Origin of the sequence: Corynebacterium sp. UMB2355A (genome assembly GCF_033877495.1) — a bacterium.
Classification (GTDB): domain Bacteria; phylum Actinomycetota; class Actinomycetes; order Mycobacteriales; family Mycobacteriaceae; genus Corynebacterium; species Corynebacterium pseudogenitalium.
Genome location: NZ_CP138855.1, coordinates 788345 through 812349 on the forward strand (window position 1 = coordinate 788345; position 24005 = coordinate 812349).

General features: G+C 62.6%; 21 protein-coding genes, 5 tRNA genes and 1 pseudogene. 12 read left to right on the plus strand and 15 right to left on the minus strand.

What is annotated here, in order from left to right:
• Positions 1–514: 514 nt before the first annotated feature.
• Positions 515–1770, minus strand: a pseudogene (gene murA / locus R0V12_RS03845) (UDP-N-acetylglucosamine 1-carboxyvinyltransferase).
• Between the two features lie 24 nt (positions 1771–1794).
• The gene (ramA, locus tag R0V12_RS03850; protein WP_070478053.1) at positions 1795–2637 is read right to left on the minus strand and encodes an acetate metabolism transcriptional regulator RamA; all 843 of its coding nucleotides are present in this window, start codon (positions 2635–2637) and stop codon (positions 1795–1797) included.
• A gap of 261 nt (positions 2638–2898) precedes the next feature.
• Here ramA and cysK point away from each other — a divergent pair, with 261 nt between their 5' ends.
• Together cysK and epsC are read left to right on the plus strand one after the other, a co-directional pair.
• Entirely contained in the window at positions 2899–3834 is a 936-nt protein-coding gene (gene cysK, locus R0V12_RS03855; protein ID WP_320072874.1) for a cysteine synthase A, read from the plus strand.
• Between the two features lie 52 nt (positions 3835–3886).
• Complete coding sequence (gene epsC, locus R0V12_RS03860; RefSeq protein ID WP_070361959.1) at positions 3887–4486, plus strand: serine O-acetyltransferase EpsC; 600 nt, start codon at positions 3887–3889, stop codon at positions 4484–4486.
• Between the two features lie 6 nt (positions 4487–4492).
• Here the strand turns inward: epsC and R0V12_RS03865 are convergent, their stop codons facing one another.
• The 6 genes from R0V12_RS03865 to R0V12_RS03890 form a co-directional block, all read right to left on the minus strand.
• On the minus strand, positions 4493–4789 hold the full coding sequence (locus tag R0V12_RS03865) for a GNAT family N-acetyltransferase (RefSeq protein ID WP_070361958.1): 297 nt from the start codon (positions 4787–4789) through the stop codon (positions 4493–4495).
• A gap of 66 nt (positions 4790–4855) precedes the next feature.
• Positions 4856–4928: transfer RNA gene (locus R0V12_RS03870), tRNA-Phe, on the minus strand.
• A gap of 22 nt (positions 4929–4950) precedes the next feature.
• A tRNA-Asp gene (locus R0V12_RS03875) sits at positions 4951–5024 on the minus strand.
• Positions 5025–5210: 186 nt separating this feature from the next.
• Positions 5211–5287, minus strand: a tRNA-Asp gene (locus R0V12_RS03880).
• A gap of 33 nt (positions 5288–5320) precedes the next feature.
• Positions 5321–5393, minus strand: a tRNA-Glu gene (locus R0V12_RS03885).
• Between the two features lie 256 nt (positions 5394–5649).
• Positions 5650–5722 (minus strand) — tRNA-Lys (locus R0V12_RS03890).
• A gap of 181 nt (positions 5723–5903) precedes the next feature.
• On the opposite strand from R0V12_RS03890, the gene R0V12_RS03895 reads away from it, so the two are divergent.
• Genes R0V12_RS03895 through cydC form a run of 4 tightly spaced genes read left to right on the plus strand, consistent with a single transcriptional unit; the run spans position 5904 to position 11569 of the window.
• Positions 5904–7466, plus strand: coding sequence for a cytochrome ubiquinol oxidase subunit I (locus R0V12_RS03895; RefSeq protein WP_070361957.1), 1563 nt, complete (start codon positions 5904–5906; stop codon positions 7464–7466).
• A gap of 3 nt (positions 7467–7469) precedes the next feature.
• Positions 7470–8474 (plus strand): cytochrome d ubiquinol oxidase subunit II, encoded by a 1005-nt coding sequence (cydB, locus tag R0V12_RS03900; RefSeq protein WP_070361956.1) that lies wholly within the window; start codon positions 7470–7472, stop codon positions 8472–8474.
• Between the two features lie 3 nt (positions 8475–8477).
• Positions 8478–10010 (plus strand): ABC transporter ATP-binding protein/permease, encoded by a 1533-nt coding sequence (locus tag R0V12_RS03905; protein ID WP_320072875.1) that lies wholly within the window; start codon positions 8478–8480, stop codon positions 10008–10010.
• On the plus strand, positions 10007–11569 hold the full coding sequence (gene cydC / locus R0V12_RS03910; RefSeq protein WP_320072876.1) for a thiol reductant ABC exporter subunit CydC: 1563 nt from the start codon (positions 10007–10009) through the stop codon (positions 11567–11569). The genes R0V12_RS03905 and cydC overlap by 4 nt, the downstream gene beginning before the upstream one ends.
• A 6-nt stretch (positions 11570–11575) precedes the next feature.
• Here the strand turns inward: cydC and R0V12_RS03915 are convergent, their stop codons facing one another.
• Positions 11576–13078, minus strand: a complete 1503-nt coding sequence (locus tag R0V12_RS03915; RefSeq protein ID WP_070361953.1) for an acetyl-CoA hydrolase/transferase family protein — start codon at positions 13076–13078, stop codon at positions 11576–11578.
• A 198-nt stretch (positions 13079–13276) separates the two neighbouring features.
• Here R0V12_RS03915 and dusB point away from each other — a divergent pair, with 198 nt between their 5' ends.
• Together dusB and R0V12_RS03925 are read left to right on the plus strand one after the other, a co-directional pair.
• Entirely contained in the window at positions 13277–14428 is a 1152-nt protein-coding gene (gene dusB, locus R0V12_RS03920) for a tRNA dihydrouridine synthase DusB (protein ID WP_070478060.1), read from the plus strand.
• A 44-nt stretch (positions 14429–14472) separates the two neighbouring features.
• Entirely contained in the window at positions 14473–15201 is a 729-nt protein-coding gene (locus tag R0V12_RS03925; RefSeq protein ID WP_070363440.1) for a phosphate signaling complex PhoU family protein, read from the plus strand.
• A 3-nt stretch (positions 15202–15204) separates the two neighbouring features.
• Here R0V12_RS03925 and pstB read toward each other — a convergent pair whose 3' ends face one another.
• The 5 genes from pstB to mshD form a co-directional block, all read right to left on the minus strand.
• A complete protein-coding gene (gene pstB / locus R0V12_RS03930; protein ID WP_070361951.1) occupies positions 15205–15978 on the minus strand; it encodes a phosphate ABC transporter ATP-binding protein PstB in 774 nt (257 codons plus the stop codon).
• 14 nt (positions 15979–15992) lie between these two features.
• A complete protein-coding gene (gene pstA / locus R0V12_RS03935; RefSeq protein ID WP_070361950.1) occupies positions 15993–16886 on the minus strand; it encodes a phosphate ABC transporter permease PstA in 894 nt (297 codons plus the stop codon).
• Complete coding sequence (pstC, locus tag R0V12_RS03940; RefSeq protein WP_070361949.1) at positions 16883–17845, minus strand: phosphate ABC transporter permease subunit PstC; 963 nt, start codon at positions 17843–17845, stop codon at positions 16883–16885. Before pstC ends, pstA begins: the two co-directional genes overlap by 4 nt.
• 2 nt (positions 17846–17847) lie before the next feature.
• Positions 17848–18969 carry a phosphate ABC transporter substrate-binding protein PstS gene (gene pstS / locus R0V12_RS03945; RefSeq protein ID WP_070361948.1) on the minus strand — a complete coding sequence of 374 codons (1122 nt, stop codon included), beginning with the start codon at positions 18967–18969 and terminating at the stop codon, positions 17848–17850.
• A 121-nt stretch (positions 18970–19090) separates the two neighbouring features.
• Positions 19091–20005 (minus strand): mycothiol synthase, encoded by a 915-nt coding sequence (mshD, locus tag R0V12_RS03950; RefSeq protein ID WP_252931975.1) that lies wholly within the window; start codon positions 20003–20005, stop codon positions 19091–19093.
• A gap of 34 nt (positions 20006–20039) precedes the next feature.
• Here mshD and R0V12_RS03955 point away from each other — a divergent pair, with 34 nt between their 5' ends.
• Both R0V12_RS03955 and R0V12_RS03960 read left to right on the plus strand, forming a co-directional pair.
• Entirely contained in the window at positions 20040–20777 is a 738-nt protein-coding gene (locus tag R0V12_RS03955; protein WP_320072877.1) for an LmeA family phospholipid-binding protein, read from the plus strand.
• A gap of 20 nt (positions 20778–20797) precedes the next feature.
• On the plus strand, positions 20798–21421 hold the full coding sequence (locus tag R0V12_RS03960; RefSeq protein ID WP_320072878.1) for a heme-binding beta-barrel domain-containing protein: 624 nt from the start codon (positions 20798–20800) through the stop codon (positions 21419–21421).
• A 20-nt stretch (positions 21422–21441) separates the two neighbouring features.
• Here R0V12_RS03960 and R0V12_RS03965 read toward each other — a convergent pair whose 3' ends face one another.
• Positions 21442–22365, minus strand: a complete 924-nt coding sequence (locus tag R0V12_RS03965) for an aminodeoxychorismate lyase (protein WP_320072879.1) — start codon at positions 22363–22365, stop codon at positions 21442–21444.
• 31 nt (positions 22366–22396) lie between these two features.
• Between R0V12_RS03965 and ygfZ the strand changes: the two genes are divergently transcribed.
• Positions 22397–23482 (plus strand): CAF17-like 4Fe-4S cluster assembly/insertion protein YgfZ, encoded by a 1086-nt coding sequence (ygfZ, locus tag R0V12_RS03970; RefSeq protein ID WP_256021430.1) that lies wholly within the window; start codon positions 22397–22399, stop codon positions 23480–23482.
• Positions 23483–23671: 189 nt separating this feature from the next.
• Entirely contained in the window at positions 23672–23878 is a 207-nt protein-coding gene (locus tag R0V12_RS03975) for a DUF3073 domain-containing protein (RefSeq protein ID WP_070975532.1), read from the plus strand.
• Positions 23879–24005: the final 127 nt, after the last annotated feature.

Genomic DNA, 24005 nt, shown 5'->3' on the forward strand with positions numbered 1-24005 from the left:
GTGTCTGGCAAAATCCTAAAATTACTAAAAATAAAGTACAAACAAAACCGGTCCCAACCCGACGGGGCAAAACAGGACCAGTCACAACCACATCAACCAATACAGTCAACGCGACCATGCATCTGCACCACACCAGTGACACCCAATCATAGGTTCAAGCATCACCGCCGGCACACACCAAAACATGGCACACAGCACGCAACCAAAAGTCAATGCAATCAAAAAAATAAAAAGTACATTGGCACACTATCGAGTTCTCAAACAACAACCGCACACCCAACAACCAACCCCAACCAGAGCCAGCGTCAAGCAGCTGAAACAAAGTTACACACCCGTAAACACAAAGTCAAATCCAACCAAACCAGCCAGACTCAAAACCGCCCACAAGCAGCAACTTTATTCACTTTGATCATTCCCTCCAAGCGGCCAGGCCGCTCGTCGGCAACGAGGGATAACTTAACCACGAACCAACAAACAACACAAATCGCCTGGGAGGGACCGGTTTTTAAGCGTTCTAATCGTTTGCTCGTTGCACCTTCGCACCGAGTTCATTGAGCTGCTCCACAAATCGCGGGTAACCACGGTCAATGTGGTAGACATCGTGCACCGTGGTCTGCCCTTCCGCGACAAGGCCAGCAAGGACAAGGCCAGCTCCGGCGCGAATGTCGGAGCTCCACACATCCGTGGAGGAGAGCGTCGAAACACCACGAAGAGCCACATGGTGGCCATCGATGTTGGCGTCAGCGCCGAGGCGCATCATTTCGTCGACAAATCGGAAGCGCGCTTCGAAGACGTTCTCCGTAATGACTGAAACGCCGTCGGCTACCGCGGAAAGTGCAATCGCCATCGGTTGCAGGTCTGTCGGGAAGCCGGGGAACGGCAGCGTCTGGTAGTCGACGGCCTTGGGGCGTTGGTTCATGCGTACGCGGAAACCGTTGTCGTAAGTCTCCACCTGCGCGCCAGCCAGCTTGATCTTCTGCAAAGGAAGGTGCAGGTGACCTGGTGCAATGCCGGATACCGTGATATCGCCCTGAGTAATTGCAGCTGCGTAAGCCCAGGTTCCGGCAACAATCCGGTCGCCAACCACGGTGTGTTGCGTCGGCTCCAGCTTTTGGACGCCATCGATAACAATTGTCGACGTTCCCGCACCCTCGATCTTCGCCCCCATGGCCCGGAGCATGTCGCAAAGGTCGACAATCTCCGGTTCACGTGCCGCGTTGGAGAGAGTAGTACGCCCCTCAGCAAGTACTGCCGCGGTAATGATGTTCTCGGTCGCACCAACCGAGGGGAAGTCGAGTGCGATGTCCGCGCCGTGCAGCTGCTGGGCGCGGGCAACAACGGCTCCGTGCTCGATGTGTGTCGTCGCCCCAGCTTCTCCAGGCCAGACTGGTGCATATCTAGAGGTCGGGACCCAATCGCGTCGCCACCAGGAAGGGCAACATACGCCTCGCCGCAGCGGGCGACGAGCGGGCCAAGCACCGCAACGGAGGCGCGGAATTGCCGGACGGCTTCGAAGTCGGCGTGGGGAGAAACCTCAGCAGGAGTGTGGATGGTGACCACGGTGCCGTCGATATCTACGGAGCAGCCGAGTCCGACGAGGACGTCCCGCATGAGGGGGACGTCGAGAATTTCGGGGCAGTTAAATAGCGTTGTTGTACCTTCGGCGAGCAGCGCTGCCGCCATGAGCTTCAACACGCTGTTCTTGGCGCCGTCTACCTTTACGACGCCTTCAAGCCGGGTACCGCCAGAGACTAAAAATCGTTCTTTCACGGAACCCAGCGTACCCAACAACGGTTACGGCAACGCCCCGATGCGACGAGCTGCGTTAACGGCCTCGTAGCGGGTGTGTGCCCCAAGCTTGCGCATCACGCTGCGGAGGTAGGACTTCACCGTCTCGGCACCGATCCCCATCTCGGCCGCGGCCTCAACATTGGTATGGCCGAGCGCAACACAGGAAAGAACGTCGAGTTCACGAGCGGAAAGCTTCGTCGTCTGCTTCACGCGCACCGGGGAAACCATCTGGTCACACAGCTGCTCGATTTCCTTGCGAAGATTTTCATCGCCCACACGATTTGCTAGCATGCGCAGCTTCGAGTGCGTGGAGCGAACCTGCTCCCACTCAGCACTGTTCATAACGCGACCCGTCTTCTGTCCGGCGCGCGCGCCGTCGCCCTGCCTCAGGGCGGTATTGACCGCGAGGTCCTGCTCGAGACAGCGAGCCGTCATAGCAACCTCTTCAATCACCTTGTCGCCCAAACGCACCGGCGAGTGCACACCCACGTAGAGGACGCCACGGATCTCGCGCTGGGTAATTACCGGGACTGCAACGATGGAGTGCAGGCCTTCGTCTTGAATCTGCTTGTCGTACTCGTGGGAGATGACATTCGCGCGTGTGTAGTCGGAAATACCCACCGCGCGGCGCGTAGCGACGACCCTTCCACCTACACCGGCACCTGACTCAATGACAAGCTCCTGCAGGGCTGGAGTCCGTAGTCCGATCCATTGCGTGATCTGCAAACGGTTATCCGCCAGGAGGGTGCCATACATGGCTACGGGGATACCGGTTGCGGTTTTCAGCGTGGTCAACGCTGCCCGGATGGCGTCGTCGTCTTCCTTAAGGCACTGTGCGTCGGTCAATGATCTCTCGCTTTCCACCCGTTCGAGTGTCCCCTGTTTAGGGACACTGCTTGTCGAACTTGACTCAAAGCCCTTTCATCATAACGCGTTTTCGGGGGTAGCCAAACTTTGCACTTGCCACACATTCACAGAAACACAACCCCGGAAGTAGGTGAACAAATCGGTCTATTTGACAAAGACTAGCTGGTTCATGTCGCGAGTGTATAATCGCGCAACAAGAACGCAACGTAAGCGAAACATACAGGTAAAGGAGTTATTTTCATGGCAAAGATCGCAAAGTCAGTATTGGACCTCATCGGCAATACGCCGCTCGTAGAGCTCAACGGCATCGCTGACGGGCTCAAGGCACGCGTCCTAGCAAAACTTGAGTTTTACAACCCGGCAAATTCCGTCAAGGACCGTATTGGTGACGCTATCGTCCGCGCGGCGGAAGCCTCCGGCGAACTGAAGCCAGGCGGCACCATCGTGGAAGCGACATCGGGCAACACCGGCATCGCACTCGCGCTCACCGGCGCTGCGAAGGGCTACAAAGTCATCCTGACCATGCCGGAGACAATGTCGCAGGAGCGTCGCGTGGTCCTTCGCGCGTACGGGGCAGAGATCGTATTGACGCCAGGCGCGGCAGGCATGAAGGGGGCCGTCGATAAGGCGAACGAGATCGTCGAGACGACGGAAAACACAATCCTGGCCAGCCAGTTCGAAAATGAAGCCAACCCGCAGGTCCACTACGAGACCACCGGCCCCGAGATTTGGAACGACACTGATGGGGAGGTCGACATTGTGGTTGCCGGTGTCGGCACAGGTGGCACGATCTCTGGCTCCGCGAAGTACCTCAAAGAGCAGAAGGAATCCGTCAAGGCCGTCGCAGTCGAGCCAGCTGCTTCCCCACTGCTGTCCACCGGCGAGGCAGGCCCGCACAAGATTCAGGGCCTCGGTGCGAACTTCATCCCTGGCACGTTCGACCGCAACGTCATCGACGAGATTATTACAGTCTCAAACGAAGACGCCGTCGCCACCTCACGCGAACTTGCGCTGAAGGACGGTGTCCTCGGCGGCATCTCGGCGGGCGCAAACCTCAAGGCGGCGCTCGAACTCGCCGCCCGCGACGAGAACGAAGGCAAAACGATCGTCGTGATCATTCCGGACTTCGGCGAGCGCTACGTCTCCACCGTGCTCTACGAAGACATTCGCGACTAGGCCGACCCAGCACGACGTCACCCACACCGATGGTCATTGATAGGATCGCCACATGATCAAAACGGCCATCCGCGTGATTCACATGATCCGCGAGGACCTCGCCAACGCGAGGGACCACGACCCGGCGGCGCGAGGCGACCTCGAGAACGCCATCGTCTACTCCGGACTCCACGCAATTTGGACGCACCGAGTGTGCCACTGGATGTGGAAGCGCAACCTCAAGGGGCCAGCGCGCGTGCTCGCCCAGGCCAACCGGTTCTTCACCGGTATTGAGATTCACCCCGGCGCCACCATCGGCCGACGCTTCTTCATCGACCACGGCATGGGCATCGTCATCGGTGAGACCACCGAAATCGGCGACGGCGTCATGCTCTACCACGGCGTAACGCTCGGCGGGCAGGTGCTCACACAGACGAAGCGCCACCCCACCATCGGCAACAACGTCACCATCGGTGCCGGGGCGAAGGTCCTCGGCCCCATCACAATCGGAGACAACACAGCGGTTGGGGCGAATGCCGTCGTCACAAAGTCCATTCCAGCGAACTCTATCGCCGTCGGCATTCCTGCCAAGGTCAGGGAGCGCCAAGAGTGCGAAACAAAGCACCTCGTCGACCCCGACAAGTACTTCGACCCGGGCAGCTACGTCATCTAATCCGCGCTACTTGACGAGGTCCGCGTACTCCGGGTTCTGCGCAATGTAGCGCGCCACAGCGGGGCACGTCGGAATAACGTTGAGCCCCTCGGAGCGGGCGTCGTCAAGCGCGAACTGCATCAGCGGCTTCGAGAGGCCCTGGCCTCGGAACTTCGGGTCCACCACCGTATGTGGCAGCTCCCGCGCACCGTCGACGTCAGCGTACGTGGCAAACCCGGCCAATTGCCCGTCGACAAATATCTCGTAGCGGGACTCCTGGTCATTCCTCTTCAGCTCGGGCTGTACTGCGTCGTGCTGCGACAAATCAACGCTCCAATCCTCGGGGACAGAAACACAAAACCCCTCCACCGCAGTGAAGGGGTTGGAGTGTGGCCAGAGCCAGGATTGAACTGGCGACCCCACACTTTTCAGGCGTGTGCTCTACCGACTGAGCTATCTGGCCAGAACAACACAAGTGCTGTTCGCGACCCTGACGGGACTTGAACCCGCGACCTCCGCCGTGACAGGGCGGCGCGCTAACCAACTGCGCCACAGGGCCTTATTCAGTTTCGTACTCACGGCCGCTACACGGTCGCTTGCACGAGTTGATACTTTACACAGAGCTCTCGAACACAAGCAAATCGCCAGCACAAACCATATTTTTCGACGCCACTTCACCTCTTCATGTAGGCAGGTTGGACAAAATAAAAAGAGCCGGAACGTTTCCGTTCCGACTCTTCAAACATGGCGACCCTGACGGGACTTGAACCCGCGACCTCCGCCGTGACAGGGCGGCGCGCTAACCAACTGCGCCACAGGGCCATATGTTTTTGTGTTTCAACCTTGCGGCTGAAGTACCCCCAACGGGATTCGAACCCGTGTTGCCGCCGTGAAAGGGCGGAGTCCTAGGCCTCTAGACGATGGGGGCCCGCTGCGTTAACAGCTCGACCATCATAAGCCGATGCAGAATAACATCACAAATCACCAGTACATAGCAAGTTTTCAAGGGTGATTCGTTAGCCAAAATTTGCAAAGTGTAGTAACAGGATTGTAGTAATCCTCGAAACGGGAGTGCGGACAAGAGTTACTACAATCCTGTTACTACACTTTAAGCTTCGCGCCGACTCAAGCCATTCTGCATCCAACAAAAAGCGCCACCGACCGAAGTCGCGTGGCGCTGAATGTGGGCCCTGCGGGGATCGAACCCGCGACCTGCGGATTAAAAGTCCGTAGCTCTACCAACTGAGCTAAAGGCCCGTGCGCAACAACTTAGCACAACTCAAGGGTGGGCCGAAATCGTAAACCCACCCCGAAATGACCCTTCAGGACGCTACCCCCATATATGGTCATACTCCCTGGAAGTTAGGGGTTTTCGGCGCCTGCTACGGTAAATATATGACCATAACCTTTATTGGTTGTTTACGTTGAAGGAGTCACAATGCCGCTAGATTTAGTCGATCTGTCAAGGTGGCAGTTCGGCATTACGACGGTCTATCACTACCTTTTCGTCCCACTGACCATGGGACTCGCGCCGATGGTTGCGATCATGCAAAGCATCTGGCACAAGACTGGCGACGAGCGCTGGTACCGCGCGACCCGTTTCTTCGGAAACATCTTCCTCATTAACTTCGCAATGGGCGTTGTCACCGGCATCGTCCAGGAGTTCCAGTTCGGCTTGAACTGGTCTGAATACTCCTCGTTCGTGGGAGACGTGTTTGGTGCACCGCTCGCCTTCGAGGGCCTGACGGCATTCTTCTTTGAATCCGTCTTCCTCGGCGTCTGGATTTTCGGTTGGGGCAGGTTGCCGAAGTGGGCACACCTTGCGTCAATCTGGATTGTTTCGATCGCCGTGAACATCTCGGCGTTCTGGATTATTACCGCAAACTCGTTCATGCAGCACCCGGTGGGCGCTGTGTTCAACCCGGAAACGAACCGCGCTGAGCTGGTTTCCTTCAAGGCGTTGCTGACGAACCCGACGGTGCTGTGGGCATTCCCGCACGCGGTGTTCGGCGCTTGGATGCTCGCGGGCACCTTGGTGTGCGGCGTCGCTGGCTGGTGGATGATCCGCGAGGCCCGCAAGGGCGATCCGGATGGGGATGCCGCGACGGTGTGGCGTTCCTGCACCCGCTTCGGTGCGTGGGTCATCCTCGCTGCGACGGTGCTCATCACGCTGACTGGTGACGAGCTGGCCAAGCTGATGTTTACGCAGCAACCGATGAAGATGGCGTCGGCAGAGGCACTGTGCCACACTGAGCTGGATCCGCACTTCTCGGTGCTTTCTATCTCGACGTACAACGACTGCGAGTCCGCAACCCAGCTGATCGGCCTGCCATTTGTGCTTCCGTTCCTGGCACAGGGCAAGCTTTCTGGCGTTGAGCTGCAGGGCGTGCTGGATCTGCAGCAGTACTACGAGTCGCTGTACGGCCCGGGCAACTACACCCCGAACCTGTTCGTGACGTACTGGTCCTTCCGCATGATGATCTTCTTCATCGTCGTTTCCGTCGTGATGGCGCTGGTAGGCCTGTGGGTGACCCGCGGCAAGCGCGTGCCTACTGCGAAGTGGCTGGGCACCTTGTGCCTGGTGGCGCTGCCGGCTCCATGGCTGTCGAACATTTCGGGCTGGATCTTCACCGAGATGGGCCGCCAGCCGTGGATCGTCCACCCGAACCCGGCGTTCCAGGGTGGGGATCACCCAGGGATGGAGCAGAACATTCACATGCTGCTGGACTTCGGTGTTTCTGACCACCAGCCGTGGCAGGTGCTGCTCTCTATGGTGCTGTTCACGGTGCTCTACGGCATCGGTGCGGTGCTGTGGGTGTGGCTCATTCAGCGTCAGGTCCGTAAGGGCATGGACCAGCCTGGACTGCACGAGGGCGACTCCAAGCGCTTGAAGGATGTGCTCTATGGCCCGAACGCCGAGACCGAGTTGGAGCCGTTGAGCTTCAAGTCTTCGCAGGAGTCCGGCGCAACCACAACCACTGCGGACAACAAGGAGCTATAAATCATGGACTTGCAAGTGCTTTGGTTTGTGATCATCGGAGTGTTCTTCACCGGCTACTTCGTGTTGGAGGGCTTTGACTTCGGTGTTGGCATGTTGTTGCCGTTCATGAAGGGCGATGAGATCGAGAACGACCGTCGTCGCACGGCTGCGATCAGGACAATCGGCCCGATCTGGGACGGTAACGAGGTGTGGCTCATTACGGGCGGCGCGGCGATTTTCGCGGCGTTCCCTGAGTGGTACGCCACGCTGTTCTCCGGCTTTTACCTGCCGCTGGTGCTCATCCTTATGGGCCTGATTGTCCGCGGCGTGAGCTTGGAGTGGAGAGTCAAGGTGGACACGCTGAAGTGGCGCAGGCTTTGCGACGCCGGCACGGCGTTTGGCTCCTACCTGCCTACGCTGCTGTGGGGCGTTGGCTTCACGAACATCGTGATGGGCGTTCCGCTCAACGAGCAGGGCCGTCTGGACTCCTTCTACGACGGCTTCCTTGGCCTGCTCAACCCGCTCGGCCTGCTGGGCGGCGTGGCGTTCGTACTGCTGTTCATGCTGCACGGTGCGACGTTCCTTGGGTTTAAGTCCCACGATCCGCTGCGTGCTGAGATGCACGCGTTTGCAAAGAAGTTCATCGCTGGCCCGGCGATTGTGGTTGGCGCAGCGTACCTGCTGTGGATCCAGCTCACGCTGGGCGCTGGCTGGACCTGGATCCCGCTGGCACTCGCGGCGGTCGGCCTGATCGTTTCGGTGGTTGGCATCGCTGGCAACCGTGATGGATTGGCGTTCTGGATGACGGCGTTTGCCATTATCTGCTGCGCGATTGTCCTGTTCGGCTCGCTGTTCCCGGACGTGATGCCGTCGACAAGCGATCTGTTCGCTGGTTGGGATATCCGCAACGCGTCCTCTTCGCCGTACACCTTGAAGGTGATGACGTGGGCGGCTGTGTGCCTCACCCCGATCGTCCTGGCGGGTCAGATTTGGACCTACTGGGCGTTCCGGAAGAGGGTGTCGGTCTAGGCTATGGCCTCGCCGATTGACCCCCGGCTACTTCGCCTCGTTCCGCCCGTGCGCCAACTCATTGTGCGCACGGGCGTTGCGCAAGCTGCAGACACGTTACTGCTGGTGGCCCGGGGTATTTTGATTGGGATTGTCGCAGCGTCAGCGGTGACGGAGCGCGCGGTTCCGCGTGCCTCGTTGCTGTTGGCGCTTGCTGGCGTTGTTGTGGCCCACGGCGTGTTGTCGTGGGTAGCGCAGCGCTGGTCCGCCGATGCGGTCGGCGGCGTTGTAGAGGACTTGCGGACGAAGGCGCTGCGGGCGTTAGCGAAGCAGGACCCGCGCGCGGTGGAGCAGGATTCGGCGACGTGGCGCCATGTGCTCACGCGCGGCATTACGGACTTCCGCCCGTATCTCACGGAGTTCCTCCCTGCCCTCTTTTCGACGGCCATCGGCACCCCAATCGTGGTGGCCGTCATCTTCTACTTCGACTGGATCTCTGGCGTGTTTTGCCTGATTACGCTGCCGTTGATTCCGATGTTTATGGTGCTGATCGGCAAGTTGACGGCGGATCACACCAAACGCCGACTCGAGGTCACAGCTGGGCTGGGTGCTCAACTGTCGGACCTGTTGGCAGGTGCTCCGACACTGCGCGCTCTGCACGCCACGAAGCGTCCTGCGCAGCAGATCCGCCAAACGGGCCAAAAACACGCGGACTCCACGATGGGAGTGCTACGACTGGCATTCCTGTCCTCGTTCGCATTGGAGTTCATCGCGACGCTGTCGGTGGCGTTGGTCGCGGTGAGCATCGGCCTGCGGCTGGTGACCGGTTCGATCACGCTGCTGGCCGGGCTGACGGTGCTCATCATCGTCCCGGAGGTTTTCGCACCGATCCGTAGGGTCGGCGCAAGCTACCACGCCGCAGCCGACGGCCTGAGCGCTGCCGAGCGCGTCCTCGAGCTTCTCGACGCCCCCTCCGCCACCACCGGCTCCTACATCGCCGAGGAACCCGGTGTGCAGGTACGCAACCTGAGCGTGCGTGGGCGCGACGGCGTACGCCCGGACGGTCTGACGTTTGATGCACCGCGCGGACAGGTCACGGTGCTGACCGGCGCGAATGGTTCTGGTAAGTCAACCACGCTGTTGGCGGTGCTGGGCCAGTTGCCGGATGCAATGGTTGGGGGCGAAGTGGGCGTCGAGAAGAAGGTGGCGTATCTGCCTGCGACCCCGGCGATGGAGCCTGGGACCGTGGGCTCGAACGTGGCACTGTTTGGCGCGCGCGGGGACGTCGGCCTGGTGGGCGTGTCTGAGGCGCACGCTGTCGGCCCATATGGGGACGGCATTTCCGCAGGACAGCGACAGCGCGTCGGCATTGCGCGCACGTTCGACGCGGATGCGGACGTGTTCGTGTTGGACGAGCCGACCGCGCACCTCTCCCCCGAATTGGTCGACGAAGTGATACGAAGGATGCGTGAGCTGGCGCAGCGGGGCGCTGCGGTGCTGGTTGCGTCCCATGACCAGCGGGTACTCGACGCCGCAGACCAGGTGGTGCAGGTATGAGTGACTTGAAGTTTTTGCTGCGCATCGCACAGGTGCGTCCCCGCGACCTGATCAGCCCAATCATCGCCGGGGCGATTACGCTGCTGGCGGCGCTGAGCCTGACGGTACTGTCCGGCTGGCTGATTACGCGCGCGTGGGAGATGCCGCCGGTGTTGGACCTCTCGGTGGCGGTGACGGCTGTGCGCGCGTTGGGTATTTCGCGAGCGGTGTTCCGCTACCTTGACCGGTTGGTGGCGCACAAGCTGGGCCTGCGCGCGCTGACGACGCTGCGCGCCACCATGTACGACGCCCAGGCGGCCGCCGGCCGTGTGGGCCGCGGCGAGGGCCAGGCGCTGCTGGTGGCGGATACGGAGCGCGTGACGGATTACATCGTGCGCACGCTCGTCCCGCGTGGCGTCGCCGTGGTGCTCACGGTGGTAGCCATCGTGGGCGCGGCGCTGCTGCACCCACTGGCGGCGGTAATCATGGCGGGTGGGTTCGCGCTCACGGGCCTGCTCATCCCCTACTTAGCGACGCGCGCTTCGCGCAACACCTTCCTGGTCGAGGCAGAAAACGCTTTCACGCTGCAGCTCGACTCGGTGCTGCACGACAGGGTGGAGTACGCCGTCGCTGGCAAGGGCGACGCGCTGATCGAGCAGGCCGCGCAGGCCTCAGCGGATGCGAGCAAGGCGTGGGCTCAATCCACGCGCCCGGAGGCCACCGCGTCTGCAATCCAGGCGTGGGCCACGGGCATCTGCGCACTGCTCATCACGTGGTTGGCCGTCGAGACGTACACGGGCAACCCGGTGTGGCTGGGCATGCTGGTAATGCTGCCGCTGGCGGCCTTTGAGGCGCACGGCCCGCTCGCGGGGGCTGCGGTGCACGCGGACCAGGCGAAGCGCAGTGCCCACCGCCTGCGCGAGGTCGCGGACCGCGCTGCCGAGGCAACGAAGCGTAGCGGCGGCCCTCTCCCCCACCCGGAGACCGGCGTGGCCGTGCGGGCGGAGGCGCTGCGCACCGTCTACGGCGACCAAGCATGGGACTTCGAGCTTGCCCCCGGCCAGCGGATGCTGGTGCGCGGGCCTTCCGGCTGTGGCAAGACCACGATGCTGGAAACGCTCGCTGGGCTGCTGCCCGTCGCCGGCGGCACGGCGGCCATCGCGGAGGGTGCGCGCCTGTTCGCGGAGGACGCCTGGGTTTTCGCAACCACGGTGCGTGAAAACCTGCTGGTTGCCAACGGCGACGCCAGCGACGCCCGCATGGCCGAAGCGCTGGAGGCGACCGGCTTCGAGTTCGGCCTGGATTTCATGCTGGATAACGGCGCGAACTCACTGTCCTCCGGGCAGCGCCGCCGCCTGTTGCTGGCGCGCGCGCTGGTCAGCGACGCCCCCATCCTGTTGCTGGACGAGCCAACCGAGCACCTCTCCATCGACGCCGCGGAGCACCTCCTCGACGTCCTGCTGCACGAACCGCTACCCGGCGCGCTGCCACAGCGCACGGTGATTGCGGTCGTACACGTCGACGGGCCCGTCGGCATCGAGGTTGCTGCCTCGCCGACGGGCCCGGATGTGGTGTCGTAGCTGGCGCTACTTCTTCATCGTGCCGGTTTCCATAATGCGGGTGTGGAAGTCGAACGCATGACGAAGATCGTGTGGCGTCTGCTGGAACTTGCTCTTCGACGCCAGCTCCACGTACTCCTCGAGCAGTGGGCGGTAGTCGGGGTGAGCGATCGCGATCATCTTGGCCACACGGTCACGTGGAGCGAGGCCGCGCAGGTCAGCTACACCGAACTCGGTGATGAAGACCATCGCGTCGTGCTCGGTGTGGTCCACGTGGGAGACCATCGGGACGATGGAGGAAATCGCTCCGTCCTTCGCGGTTGCCGGGGAGATGAACGAGGAGATGTAGGCGTTGCGGGTGAAGTCGCCAGAGCCGCCCAGAGCGTTCATGATGCGGGAGCCGTTGATGTGGGTGGAGTTCGCGTTGCCGTAAATGTCCGCCTCAATCATGCCGTTGGAGGCAATCAGGCCGGTGCGGCGGATGACCTCCGGGTGGTTCGAGATCTGCTGCGGGCGCAGGATGATGGACTCGCGGTAGCGCTTGGCTTCCGCGTTCATCTTGTCTGCGTACTCAGGGGACAGCGAGAAGGACGTTGCGGATGCGACGGACATCTTGCCGGCGTCGATAAGGTCGACCATGCCATCCTGGATAACCTCGGTGTACGCCTGGATGTTCTCAAACTTCGAGTCCATCAGGCCCGCCATCACAGCGTTCGGCACGTTGCCCACGCCGGACTGCATAACGTAGCCGTCGTAGGTGAGGCGGCCGTGGCGCACCTCGTGCTCGAGGAAGTCGAGGAAGTTCGCGGCGATGCGCTCAGAGGTCTCGTCCGGAGCCTTGAACGGCGCGTTGCGGTCCTCAGCGTTGGTCTTGACGACGGCGACGACCTTCTCCGGATCGATCTCGATGTAGGTGGTACCGATGCGGTCGCCAGCCTTGGTAATCGGGATCGGGATGCGGTTCGGCAGTGGTGGCACGAGCCAAATGTCGTGCATACCTTCAAGGTCCAGCGACTGCCACTCGTTGACCTCGATGATGATCTTCTTCGCAGCGTTGAGGTACTCAACGGAGTTGCCGACCGACGAGGAAGGCACGATGTTGCCCTCCTCGGTAATGCGGACGGCCTCGACGATCGCGACGTCCACGTCGCCGAAGAAACCCTGCTCAACCATCATGCCGGAGTGGGACAGGTGGATGTCCTGGAACTTCATCTCTCCGGCGTTGATCTTGTTACGCATCTGCGGGTCAGACTGGTACGGCATTCGGTAGCGCAGCGCATTTGCTTCCGCCAGGACGCCGTCGCACTCCGGTGCCGTCGAGGCGCCGGTGAACAGGTCGATTGCGTACTCCCGGCCAGCGTTGTGCTCGTCGGTTGCCTTGGCTGCGATCGCAGCAGGCATTGCCTTCGGGTAACCAGCGCCGGTGAATCCCGAGATACCGACCTTATCTCCATGGTTCACGAACTGGGCAGCTTCCTCTGCAGTCATGACCTTGGCGCGCAGCTTGTCACTCGCGATACGCTCGCTCATTAAAAACCTCACTTCGTGTTGATGATTCAGATATCACACCACCATAATTGTGACTTAGGTCTTACGGCAGAAAACTACGCAAACATCCAGAAAGGTCACCCTCACTGGATACCCCCTACCGAGCGAAGCGGGCGTCGACAAACAAAAGGGACATCCGAATTGGACTGCGCACGCAGTGGCGGGAACAATGGGGGCACTATGAATCCACATCTGAGCATCGGCGGCCTGGAGCTGAACTCCCCCGTCCTCCTCGCGCCGATGGCCGGCGTGACCAACATGCCGTTCCGCGTGCTGTGCCGCGAAATTGAGCAGGAGCTCACCGGCACCACCTCCGGGCTGTACGTCTGCGAGATGATCACCGCCCGCGCGATGGTCGAGCGCAACGAGAAAACGCTCAGGATGATCCGCTTCGCCGATGTGGAACAGCCGCGCTCCATGCAGCTCTACACCGTGGACCCCGCCTACACGTACGAGGCGGTGCGCATGATCGTCGAGGAAAACATCGCCGACCATGTGGACATGAACTTCGGCTGCCCGGTACCGAAGGTGACCCGGCGCGGCGGCGGCTCTGCCATCCCGTATAAGCGGAGGCTGTACGGCAACATAGTGGCTGCGGCTGTCCGCGCGGCGGAAGGTTCGGGGGTGCCGATTACGGTGAAGTTCCGCATCGGGATTGACGACGACCACCACACGCACATGGACGCCGGGCGCATCGCCGCCGAGGAAGGTGCGGCAGCCGTGGCGCTGCACGCGCGCACTGCCGCGGAGCGCTACTCCGGGGCGGCGCACTGGGATGAGATCGCCCGGCTGGTTGAGCACATGCGCGGCACGGGGCTGCCGGTGATCGGCAACGGGGACATCTTCGCTGCCAAGGATGCGACCGACATGATGGAGCAAACCGGCTGCCACGGCGTGGAGGTAGGCCGCGGGTGCTTGGGCAGGCCGTGGCTATTCGCCCAGATCGGTGCACAGCTGCGCGGGGAGCCGATCCCGCCGGAGCCGACGCTCGGGCGCGTCAGCGGCATCATCGCCCGCCACGCGGAACTGCTCGCGGAGCACGTCGGTGAGCAGCAGGCCTGCCGCGACATCCGCAAGCACACCGGCTGGTACCTGCGCGGATTCCCGGTTGGCGGCGAATTCCGCAAGGACCTGGCCCGGGTGGAAACGCTCGATGAGCTCGGGGCGCTGCTGGCGACCATCGCGGACTCCGAAGAACTCGCCGAGCACGCCGATGACGCCCGCGGCCGCCAGGGTTCCTCCTCCAAGGTTGCGCTGCCTGAGGGCTGGCTCGACGATCCGGAGGACGCCACCGTGCCGGAGGGCGCCGAGATCGAGAACAACGGCGGCTAGGCTTTTACCTCGTTGATGAGGCCATACCTATTACTATGGCGGACATGCGTACCGCCTACCGTGAACACCTCGAAGCCTTCAACCGCGACCTGCTGCAGATGTGCGACACCGTGCGCGAGGTCATGCAGCTGGCGTCCACCGCGCTGTTGGAGCAGTCACTCGAGGACGCCGAGCATGCCCTCAACGCGTCCGACCCGCTCAAGGAGCTGAAGCTGCGCTGCGAGGAGCGCAGCATGAGCCTGCTCGCGCTGGAGAACCCGGTGGCGGGAGACCTGCGCCAGGTGCTGTCCTCTATCTATATCGTGGAGAACTTCTCGCGGATGGGCGCGATGGCGAAGCACATTGCGAAGCTGGCGCGGCTGCGCCACCCCTTCCCCGTGTTGCCGAACACGGAGCACGCCCCGATCGCTGAGATGGCCGCCCGCGTGGACGAAATGGTCAACATCACGCACGACCTGCTGCTCGACCCTGACGCGGACGTCGCTGTTGAGCTCAACGCAATCGACGAAGGTGTCGACGACCTCCACGACTACCTCAACGCCATCACAACGTCTGACTCCTGGGAACACTCTGCCCGGGAGGCCGTCGACGTGGCGCTCGTCTCCCGCTACTACGAGCGCTACGCGGACCGCTGCGTGAACGTCGCCGGTCGCGTCGTCTTCCTGGTCACGGGCCTAAACCCGAAGGAGTACATGAAGCAGCGCGACGAGGACGCGTTTGACCGCCACTCGAAGCTGGCGGCAATCGAGCGGCGGTTCAGAGCCAAGAAGTAGCGGCTAGCCGAAGCGGCCTGCGATGTAGTCTTCGGTTTCCTGCCGTGACGGGTTCTCGAAGATCGTGGTGGTGTCGTCGAACTCGATGAGCTGGCCAGGCTTACCGGTTGCTTCCAGGGAGAAGAACGCCGTCTTGTCGGACACACGCGCGGCCTGCTGCATGTTGTGCGTCACGATCACGATGGTGTAGTTCTCCTTCAGCTCGTGGATGAGTTCCTCCACGGCCAGGGTCGAGATCGGGTCGAGGGCGGAGCAGGGCTCGTCCATAAGCAAGACCTCGGGGCGCACCGCGATGGCCCTTGCGATGCAGAGGCGCTGCTGCTGACCACCTGAAAGGCCACCACCCGGCTTGTCCAGGCGGTCCTTGACCTCGTCCCACAGGTTCGCCGCGCGCAGGGAGCGCTCCGCGACGTCCTTGAGCTCCTTCTTGTTCTTCACCCCTGCCAAGCGCAGGCCCGCCACGACGTTGTCCTCAATGGACATCGTCGGGAACGGGTTGGCCTTCTGGAACACCATGCCGACGGTGCTTCGCACCGACACCGGGTCCACGTCCTTGCCGTAAATATTGTGGCCGTCCAGGATGATCTCGCCCTGCACGGAGGCGCCCGGGATCACCTCGTGCATGCGGTTGAGCGTGCGCAGCACGGTTGACTTGCCACAGCCCGAAGGGCCGATGAACGCAGTGACTGCCTGCGCGGGAATCTCCATGGTGACATCCTGCACCGCGTGAAAATCACCGTAGTAAATGTTGACGTCACGCATCTGAAGCTTCGACATATTGCACGTAATCCTTATTTCTTCACTGAAAACTTCGCGGCAATCAACCGCGCGAGCGCGTTGAGCACAACAACAATGATGAGCAGTGTGAGCGCCGAGCCCCACAGCCTGTCGGCGGCTGCGCCCGTGCCGCCTGCCTTCCACATGTCCAGCATGAACAGCGGCAGCGAGGACTGCGGCTGACCAAACATGCCGGCCCAGTTCACGATCGGCGTGGATCCGACGAGGATCAGCACCGGCGCAGACTCGCCCATCACGCGGGCAATCGCCAGCATGATGCCGGTGGTGATGCCGGAGAAGGCCGTCGGCACCACAACGCGCACGATGGTCTTCCACTTCGGCACGCCCAGGGCGTAGGACGCCTCACGCAGATCCATCGGCACCACGCGCAGCATCTCCTCCGTATTGCGCACCACCACGGGCAGCATCAGCAGGATCAGCGACAGCGCGACCGCGAAACCGGAGCGCGCCTGCCCCAGCACCGTGATCCACAGCGCGTAGATGAACAGCGCGGCAACAATCGACGGCACACCTGACAGGATGTCCACCATGAACGTGGTCAGCTTGCCCAGCTTCCCGCCCTTGTCATACTCCACCAGGTAGATCGCTGTGGCCACGCCAATCGGGATCGCAATTATCGACGCCACCAACGTCTGCGCCAGCGTTCCTACAATCGCGTGCAGCGCACCGCCGCCCTCCTTGGTGGCGCGGATACCGACCATGTCGGTGGTCCACCAGGACACGTCGCTGATGGCGTCCCACCCGCGGCCGACCACCGTGACCAGCAGCCACAGCAGCGGCAGCATCGCCAGCACCATCGTGGCAGCCACGAGCGTGCCCATCACAGCGCTTTTGATCGTGCGCGACTTCGCCACGGGGGTAAATGGCGACATAGGCTTTGTTGTCATTTACTTCTCCTCACAATCGCGCGCGCTGCAGCGTTGACCGCGAACGTTATCACGAACAGGACCAAGCCCGCCGCGATGTAGGCGCCAGCGCTAATCGGGTTGTTGAACTCCGCCGATGCATTCGCAATAGCGGTTGCGAAGGTGGTGCCGCCGTCGAAGAGCGAGCCGCGGAACAGCGGTGCCGGGGAGACCACCATGTACAGCGCCATCGTCTCGCCCAGCGCGCGGCCAAGACCCAGCATGGAGCCAGCCACGAAGCCGGATTTACCGAACGGCAACACCGTCATCCGCACCACGTCCCAGCGCGTCGCGCCCAAGGCCATCGCAGACTCGATGAGACCGCGCGGCGTCTGCGTGAAGATCTCGCGGGCGGTGGCTGCGATGATCGGCAAGATCATAATGGCCAGCACAATGCCACCGGTCAGGATGTTGCGGCCGGTCGCGAACGACGGCGAGTTTTGGTAGTGGGCGAAGAGGAAGAAGTCGCCTCCCCAGGAATGCACCCACTCGTAGAACTTGCCGAGCGCGGGTCCCAGCACTTTCGCGCCCCAGATGCCATAGACGATCGACGGCACCGCCGCCAGCAGGTCCACCAGCACCGCGAGCGGGCGCACCATGCGCTTCGGCGCGAAGCTCGAGAGGAACAGCGCCACGCCCAGAGCGACCGGCATCGCGATCAGCAACGCGATGAGCGAAATCATCACCGTGGAGAAGAACAAGTTCGGGATACCGAAACGCATTGCGTCCAGGTTCGCCGTCTCCCACGGGCCCGAATACGTCAGGAACCCGAGGAAGCCGCCTTCGTTCCGCAGCAGGGGCGGCAGGGCCTCCAGCAGGAGGAATGCGCCAATCGCAGAAATGATGAGCGTGATTAAAACCGAAGAGGACGTCGATACGCCCTCGAAGACGCGGTCCCCGGCTCGGCGCCGGGGGCGCGCCTCAACTTGAGCTGTAGCCATTGTTACTGAATCGCGTTGATGGCCTCGCGGAGACGCTCAGCGTGCGCGCCCGACACCGGGATGAAGCCCTCGGACTCCAGCTCGCTGTCCTGCGAGTCCAGCGCCACGTTCAGGAAGTCACGCACCATGCCAGCGGTTGCGGCATCGTAGCCAGCCGAGCACACAATTTCGTAGGTGGTCAGGATCAGCGGGTAGGAATCCGCATCCTTCGACGCGAACAGCGCTTCCGAGTCCACCACCATGTTGTGGCCCTCCGTGGAGAACTTCATGTGTGCCAGCGCGTTGCCCACGGTGGTGGAGTTCAGCTCAACCGGGCCGTTGCCGAAGTCAACCTTCGCAATCTTGTCTGCGAAGCCCGCCTCAACGTAGGTGATCGCGCCTGGGGTGTTTGCCACCTGGTCAGCGACACCGGTGGAGCCATTCGCACCGGAGCCGACCTCCGTCGGGAACGCCTTGCCCTTCGACTCCCACTTGCCATCCGACGCCGCAATCAGGAACTTTTGGAAGTTATCCGAGGTACCCGACTCGTCCGCGCGGTAAACGACGTTGATCTTCTGGTCCGGCAGCTCCACGCCCGGGTTGGACTCCGCAATCTTCGGGTCATTCCAGTTCTTGATGACGCCCTGGAAGATCTCCACGATGTTGTCGACGCTCAGCGTCAGCTCGTCGACGCCCTCCAGGTTGTATGCAACCGCGACAGGGCCAATCACGAACGGCAGGTGCCACGCCTCGTTGCCACCGCAGCGCTCCGCAGCCTTTGCGACTTCCTCTTCCTTCAGTGGCGAGTCGGAACCAGCGAAGACCACCTGGTTGTCCAGGAACTGCTTCACGCCAGCGCCGGAACCAGTCGGGTTGTATGCCAGCGTCGCGCCCGGAACGTCCGCCTCGTACACCGTACGGAAGTAATCCATCGCGTTCTGCTGCGAAGACGCGCCCTCCGCCAGCAGCTGCCCAGTTTCGCCGGAAAGTTCGTACTCCCCTGCGACTGCAGCATCGGAACCGGGGGTATCCGTTGCGGAGGTGTCCGCCGCATTGTCTGCACCGTTGCCACACGCAACCAACGCGGCCGACGCTACCGCCAATGCACCGAATACTGCTGCAGAACGCTGATTTTTGAAATTCACGTGGAATACCTTTCCAAGAAATAGTGACCTTTAATGTTCGAGGAGTAACGCTAAAGCGTGATGGTGAACACTAAAGGCCCCTATTCGTGAACTTCACATGAATGTTGCGTGACGGTTGGGTTTAATCACCCGCCGCTGCCCCCGCCGCTTTATATACGACGTGGCGCTCCGCGACCTGGAATCCAAGCTCCTCGTAGCGCTTCACGGCCGGGGCATTGTCCGCCTCAACGTAGAGGATCACGGCCGGGCTTCCCTGCTCCGCGAGGTGAACCAGCCCCAGTTCCATCAATACGCCGCCAAGGCCGTGGCCGCGGAAGGCGTCCGCCAAGCCGACAACGTAGACCTCTCCGGTGCCGTCCGGGTGGCGCTTCGTCCAGTGGAAGCCCGCAAGCTCCTCGCCGCGGTAGAGCAGCCACACCCCGGCTGGGTCGAACCACTCCGCTTCCATCGCGCGGTGCAGGCGCTCGATATCCCAGCCGCCTTGCTCCGGGTGCCAGGAAAACGCCTGGTTGTTGGCCTCCAGCCACGCCTTTTCGACGGCCCCACGGCCCCACTTTGCGCTCGCCTCGGTGAGGTTGAACGCCTCGTATCCCTCGGGCAGCTGCACGGGTTCAGCGCGCACCTCGTCCAGACGCATCACGAGCAGCTCGCGCACCGGGCGGAGCCCGAGGAGCAGCGCAACCTCGTGTGCGTCGGGCAGGTTGCCGTGGGCCCATAGGCCGGCGGCGGGGTTGTGGGCGAAGGTGGCGTCGACAAGGCTGCGGCCCATCCCCTGACCTCGCGACTGCGGATCCACCGCGAGCTCCGCCGAACCGTCCGGGGCGAACCCCACGACTCCTACAACGTCGTCACCTTGGTTGACTACCAGGTGGTTGTGGCCCAGGCGGGCGTCGTGAAGCCCGTTGAGGAACTGCTCGGAAAAGGCTGCGATGCCGTCGTAGTCCGCGACGCGCTGCAGCATCGCCTCGACCTGTTTGGCCGTCTCCGGATGTTCCGGCAGCGTGAGCGGTTGGGGGTGAAAGCGAGTGTTCGTCATGCCCCAAGGCTAGCGTGTGTGTACAACTAGAGACGTGAAGAAACGGTCGATCGCACTCGGGCTCGTTGCGGTGCTGTGCATCGGTGGCACCGCCGACACCCTGTTTGCCTCCGGCGTGGAGCGCACGCTGTCGAGGCAGGCCGCGCAGCTCAACGGGCTCGAAGTCGCCCCCGAGGCCTACATCTCCGGGTTCCCGGTGGCGCTGGCTGCTGTGACCGGAGCTGTGTCAAGGGTGAGCCTGCACTCCGTAGACGTGCCGGTGGCGGGCGTCGGCGTGGGCAACGCCGGGGTGGAGCTGATCAACCTGGAACTGCCCGCAAACGCCGGGCAACGCCTGCGCCGCGCGGACCTCACTGGCGCGCAAGCCGACGTCGTGCGCCGCACAGTACGCCTCGACGGCGTCGCGTTCGGCCAGCTCCTCGGCATGACCGACCTCGACATCGCGCACCCCTACGACATCTCGCCCTCCGGCGGCACCGCAAGCGAAGCCCGCATGACCGGCACCGTCCCCGGCACGGACATTCCCACCACAGTCGTGGTCACCCTGCGCCTCGACGGCCCCACGTTCCGCATGCGGCCCAGCCAGCTTATCGACGTCCCCTCCGACCTCACCGACCGCGTCATCGACGCGTACACCCTGGACAGGGACACCCGCGACCTGCCGCTAGGCGGCCAGGCCGACAACGTGCAACTTTCCGGCGGCTCCATCGAGTTTTCCCGCGACCGCATCAACACCGTCGTGGAGGCCAGCGACCTCGCGCCGCTGGTGTAGGACGTTGTAGCCTGGTACGCATGAGTGAAAAACTAAACGGAAACGAAGCAGTCAACCTCGCCGCTGAACAGTCGAAGGCGACTGCGCACCGCAATATCCCAGCGCTTGGGTTTGATGAAATGCCGCTGCCAGCGGACACGGCCAACCTTCGCGAGGGCCCCAACCTGCACGACGGCCTCTTAGCACTTCTGCCGCTGGTCGGCGTGTGGCACGGCGAGGGCCAGGCCAACGATAACGGCGACGAGTACGCGTTTGGCCAGCAGCTGGTCATCTCCCACGACGGCGAGAATTACCTCCGCTTCGAGTCCCGCATCTGGCGCCTGGACGAGGACGGCAAACCCACCGGCGCGGACCAGCGCGAGGTCGGCTTCTGGCGCATTTCCCTGAAGGACGAAATCGAGGTCACCCTCACCAACTCCCGCGGGCTCACCGAGATCATGTACGGCACGCTGCTCAACGAGCGCGCATGGCAGCTGACCAGCGCGTCGACCATCGTGACGGAAACGGGCCCTGAGAACCACGGCCCCGGCAAGCGCGTCTACGGCCTGATGCCAAACAACAACCTCGGTTGGGTTGACGAGCGCGCCGTCGACGGCGAGATGGTCCCCTACATGTCCGCCGAGCTCAAGCGCATCGCCGGCTAAGCACTAGGGTTTACCGGCTTTTACAGGCCAAGACTCGCGTCGAGCGCCTGCTGCACCAGCTCCTGGATCTCCCGAGCGTTCTCGGGGGCCGGGAGCTTTTTGTCATTCAGGCGCTTCACCCTCGTCGCCATCCGCGTGGAGCTCACCAGCCACACCGACTCAGCCTTGAACAGCTCATTGAGGTAGATGTCTTTCTGCTTGCACTTCCAGCCGCGCTCGGATGCGTACTCGAACAGCGCGGCCTGCGTCGTGCCCGGCAGGATGCCCGGCCCCGGCTTCGGCGTGCGGATCCGCCCGCCCTTCTTCACCACGATCACCGTCGAGTTCGCACCTTCCAGCACGCGCTCGGTGGTGGGGTCGATGTAGATGATGTCGTCGTGCCCGTGGCTCTTCGCCCAGCGCAGCGCAGCCATGTTCGCCGCATAGTTCAAGGTCTTCGCGCCTACCTGCATCCACGGCACTGCGTGCTCACCGGTGTCCAGGGAGTAGCCACGCGAGGTCGTCATCACCGACACCCCGCTCTTGCGCTGCTTCAGGGCAGTCTCGTCGATGGGGCGCACCGTCAGCCACGCTGTGGGCACCCCGGTGGTTTCGCGGCCGCGCGTCATCGTCCACACGCAGCGCGCGTCCACTTCCTCCGGCTCGCTGCCGCGCTCGCGCACGTAGTCGGCCACCGCCTCATTCGTCGCCTTCACCCAGTGGTCCACCCCCGGGTCCGGCAGGTCGAGTGTGCGGGCGCTTCGCCGGAAACGCTCAATGTGGGCCTCAAGGTTGGCGGGCACCCCCTTCCGGATCAGGATGGTTTCGAAGATGCCGTCGCCACGCGTGACGGCGGCGTCGTCCCAAAACACGTGCGGCATGCTGGCGTTTTGGCGTCGAATAGAACCGCCGAACGGTTCCACAAGATAGATCACTGGAGCTGGTAACAAGTGCGACGAACCCATGCGTTCATAGTATCCCGCTACGATGGTGGATGTGTTGAACTCTTCTCCACTTTTGCAACGCCCTGGCGCCGCAGAGTTTGCGGGCACGACGCCGCTCGACGCGAAGGGGGTCGCCTGGCACTACGGGGAGCCGCTCGGCGAACAACGCGCCATGGACACCCAGCCCGTCATCATCGACCGCTCGCAGCGCCGCATCATCGCGGTCGCGGGGCCCGACGCACCAGAGTTCTTAAACAACCTCCTCTCACAAAAGCTTGACGACGCCCCCTCCGGCTTCGCAGCCTCCGCCCTCGACCTCGACGCGCAGGGCAGGATCCTCCACCACGCCGACGTCTTCTACGACGGCGCCACGTTCTACCTCGACCTGCCAGCCGCGCAATACGAAACCTTCACCGCGTTCCTGCGCAAAATGGTGTTCTGGTCCGACGTCACCATCACCGACACCGACCTGGCGATCCTCACGCTCATCGGCCCAGCCGACGCCACGGAAGCCCTCGCGTCGATGGACGGCACGGCGTTTTCCCGGCGGGTGTCCCCGTGGACCGCGCACGCGCGCTTCGACATCGCGGTCGAACGCGACCGGCTCGAAGAGGTCGTCGATGCGCTGGTGGAACGCGGCGGCGTGCTCGGCGGGCTGATGGCGTTCACCGCCGAGCGCGTGCGGGCCGGCGAGCCCGAACTCGGCGCCGACTGCGACGAAAAAACCATCCCGCACGAAGCCCCGCGCCTGATCAACCGCGGTGACCGCATCGCCGCAGTCCACCTGGAGAAGGGCTGCTACCGCGGACAAGAGACCGTCGCGCGCGTGGAAAACATTGGCCGCTCCCCCCGCCTGATGGTCATGCTGCAGCTCGACGGCTCCGCACCCACCGAGCCAGAGATCGGTGCAACCATCCGGGCGGGCGGGCGCGCGGTTGGCACACTCGGCACCGTCGTCCACGACGCCGACTACGGCCCCATCGCACTGGCCCGCCTGAAACGGTCCGCACTCAACGCCGGCACTGACGTCGACCTTGACATCGATGGCGTTTCCGCCCGCATCGACCCCGATTCCCTCCCCACCGACGAGGGCGAGAAAGCCGGGCGCAAGGCACAACAACGGCTGCGCGGCAACTAGGTCTCAAATTGGGGCCCGGTGCGGGCTCTTGCCGGGGCCCGCTGGGCAAACACACAGGTCACCCCGTGGAGGGGAATTTTTGGAACGTTCGCGCTATTATGTCCTACAGGACAATTAACGAATCGAAAAGCATGAGGCCGCTCCCTGCCCGGGAGCCGCCCAGAAGAACCACCTCAAGGGGGTCACGCAATGGGTCGCGGACGCGCCAAAGCAAAGCAGACCAAGGTTGCTCGCCAACTGAAGTACAACTCTCCTGAAATGGACCTCGAGTCGCTCCAACGCGAGCTCGCAGGCAAAGCTCCGAAGAAGAGCTGGGAAGAGGACGACGACTACGAGGTAGATGAACAGTACGCCGATTACGCCGACTGGGATGCGTACGGCACCTCAGGCCGCTAAACGTCCAACGCTTACAAAGAACACCTGCTGCCCATCCGGGCCGCGGGTGTTCTTTTGGTGCCTTAACACTCGTTCAGAGGCTGCTGGCACCAAGGAGACACCAAATTCCTTGGTTTCCCTTAGGTAG

What these genes read in the sequence shown, in the direction of transcription:
- cysK (WP_320072874.1), top strand. Translation starts at nt 2,899, where the DNA reads ATGGCAAAGATCGCAAAGTCAGTATTGGACCTCATCGGCAATACGCCG.
- epsC (WP_070361959.1), top strand. Translation starts at nt 3,887, where the DNA reads ATGATCAAAACGGCCATCCGCGTGATTCACATGATCCGCGAGGACCTC.
- R0V12_RS03895 (WP_070361957.1), top strand. Translation starts at nt 5,904, where the DNA reads ATGCCGCTAGATTTAGTCGATCTGTCAAGGTGGCAGTTCGGCATTACG.
- cydB (WP_070361956.1), top strand. Translation starts at nt 7,470, where the DNA reads ATGGACTTGCAAGTGCTTTGGTTTGTGATCATCGGAGTGTTCTTCACC.
- R0V12_RS03905 (WP_320072875.1), top strand. Translation starts at nt 8,478, where the DNA reads ATGGCCTCGCCGATTGACCCCCGGCTACTTCGCCTCGTTCCGCCCGTG.
- cydC (WP_320072876.1), top strand. Translation starts at nt 10,007, where the DNA reads ATGAGTGACTTGAAGTTTTTGCTGCGCATCGCACAGGTGCGTCCCCGC.
- R0V12_RS03915 (WP_070361953.1), bottom strand. Translation starts at nt 13,078, where the DNA reads ATGAGCGAGCGTATCGCGAGTGACAAGCTGCGCGCCAAGGTCATGACT.
- dusB (WP_070478060.1), top strand. Translation starts at nt 13,277, where the DNA reads ATGAATCCACATCTGAGCATCGGCGGCCTGGAGCTGAACTCCCCCGTC.
- R0V12_RS03925 (WP_070363440.1), top strand. Translation starts at nt 14,473, where the DNA reads ATGCGTACCGCCTACCGTGAACACCTCGAAGCCTTCAACCGCGACCTG.
- pstB (WP_070361951.1), bottom strand. Translation starts at nt 15,978, where the DNA reads ATGTCGAAGCTTCAGATGCGTGACGTCAACATTTACTACGGTGATTTT.
- pstA (WP_070361950.1), bottom strand. Translation starts at nt 16,886, where the DNA reads ATGACAACAAAGCCTATGTCGCCATTTACCCCCGTGGCGAAGTCGCGC.
- pstC (WP_070361949.1), bottom strand. Translation starts at nt 17,845, where the DNA reads ATGGCTACAGCTCAAGTTGAGGCGCGCCCCCGGCGCCGAGCCGGGGAC.
- mshD (WP_252931975.1), bottom strand. Translation starts at nt 20,005, where the DNA reads ATGACGAACACTCGCTTTCACCCCCAACCGCTCACGCTGCCGGAACAT.
- R0V12_RS03960 (WP_320072878.1), top strand. Translation starts at nt 20,798, where the DNA reads ATGAGTGAAAAACTAAACGGAAACGAAGCAGTCAACCTCGCCGCTGAA.
- R0V12_RS03965 (WP_320072879.1), bottom strand. Translation starts at nt 22,365, where the DNA reads ATGGGTTCGTCGCACTTGTTACCAGCTCCAGTGATCTATCTTGTGGAA.
- R0V12_RS03975 (WP_070975532.1), top strand. Translation starts at nt 23,672, where the DNA reads ATGGGTCGCGGACGCGCCAAAGCAAAGCAGACCAAGGTTGCTCGCCAA.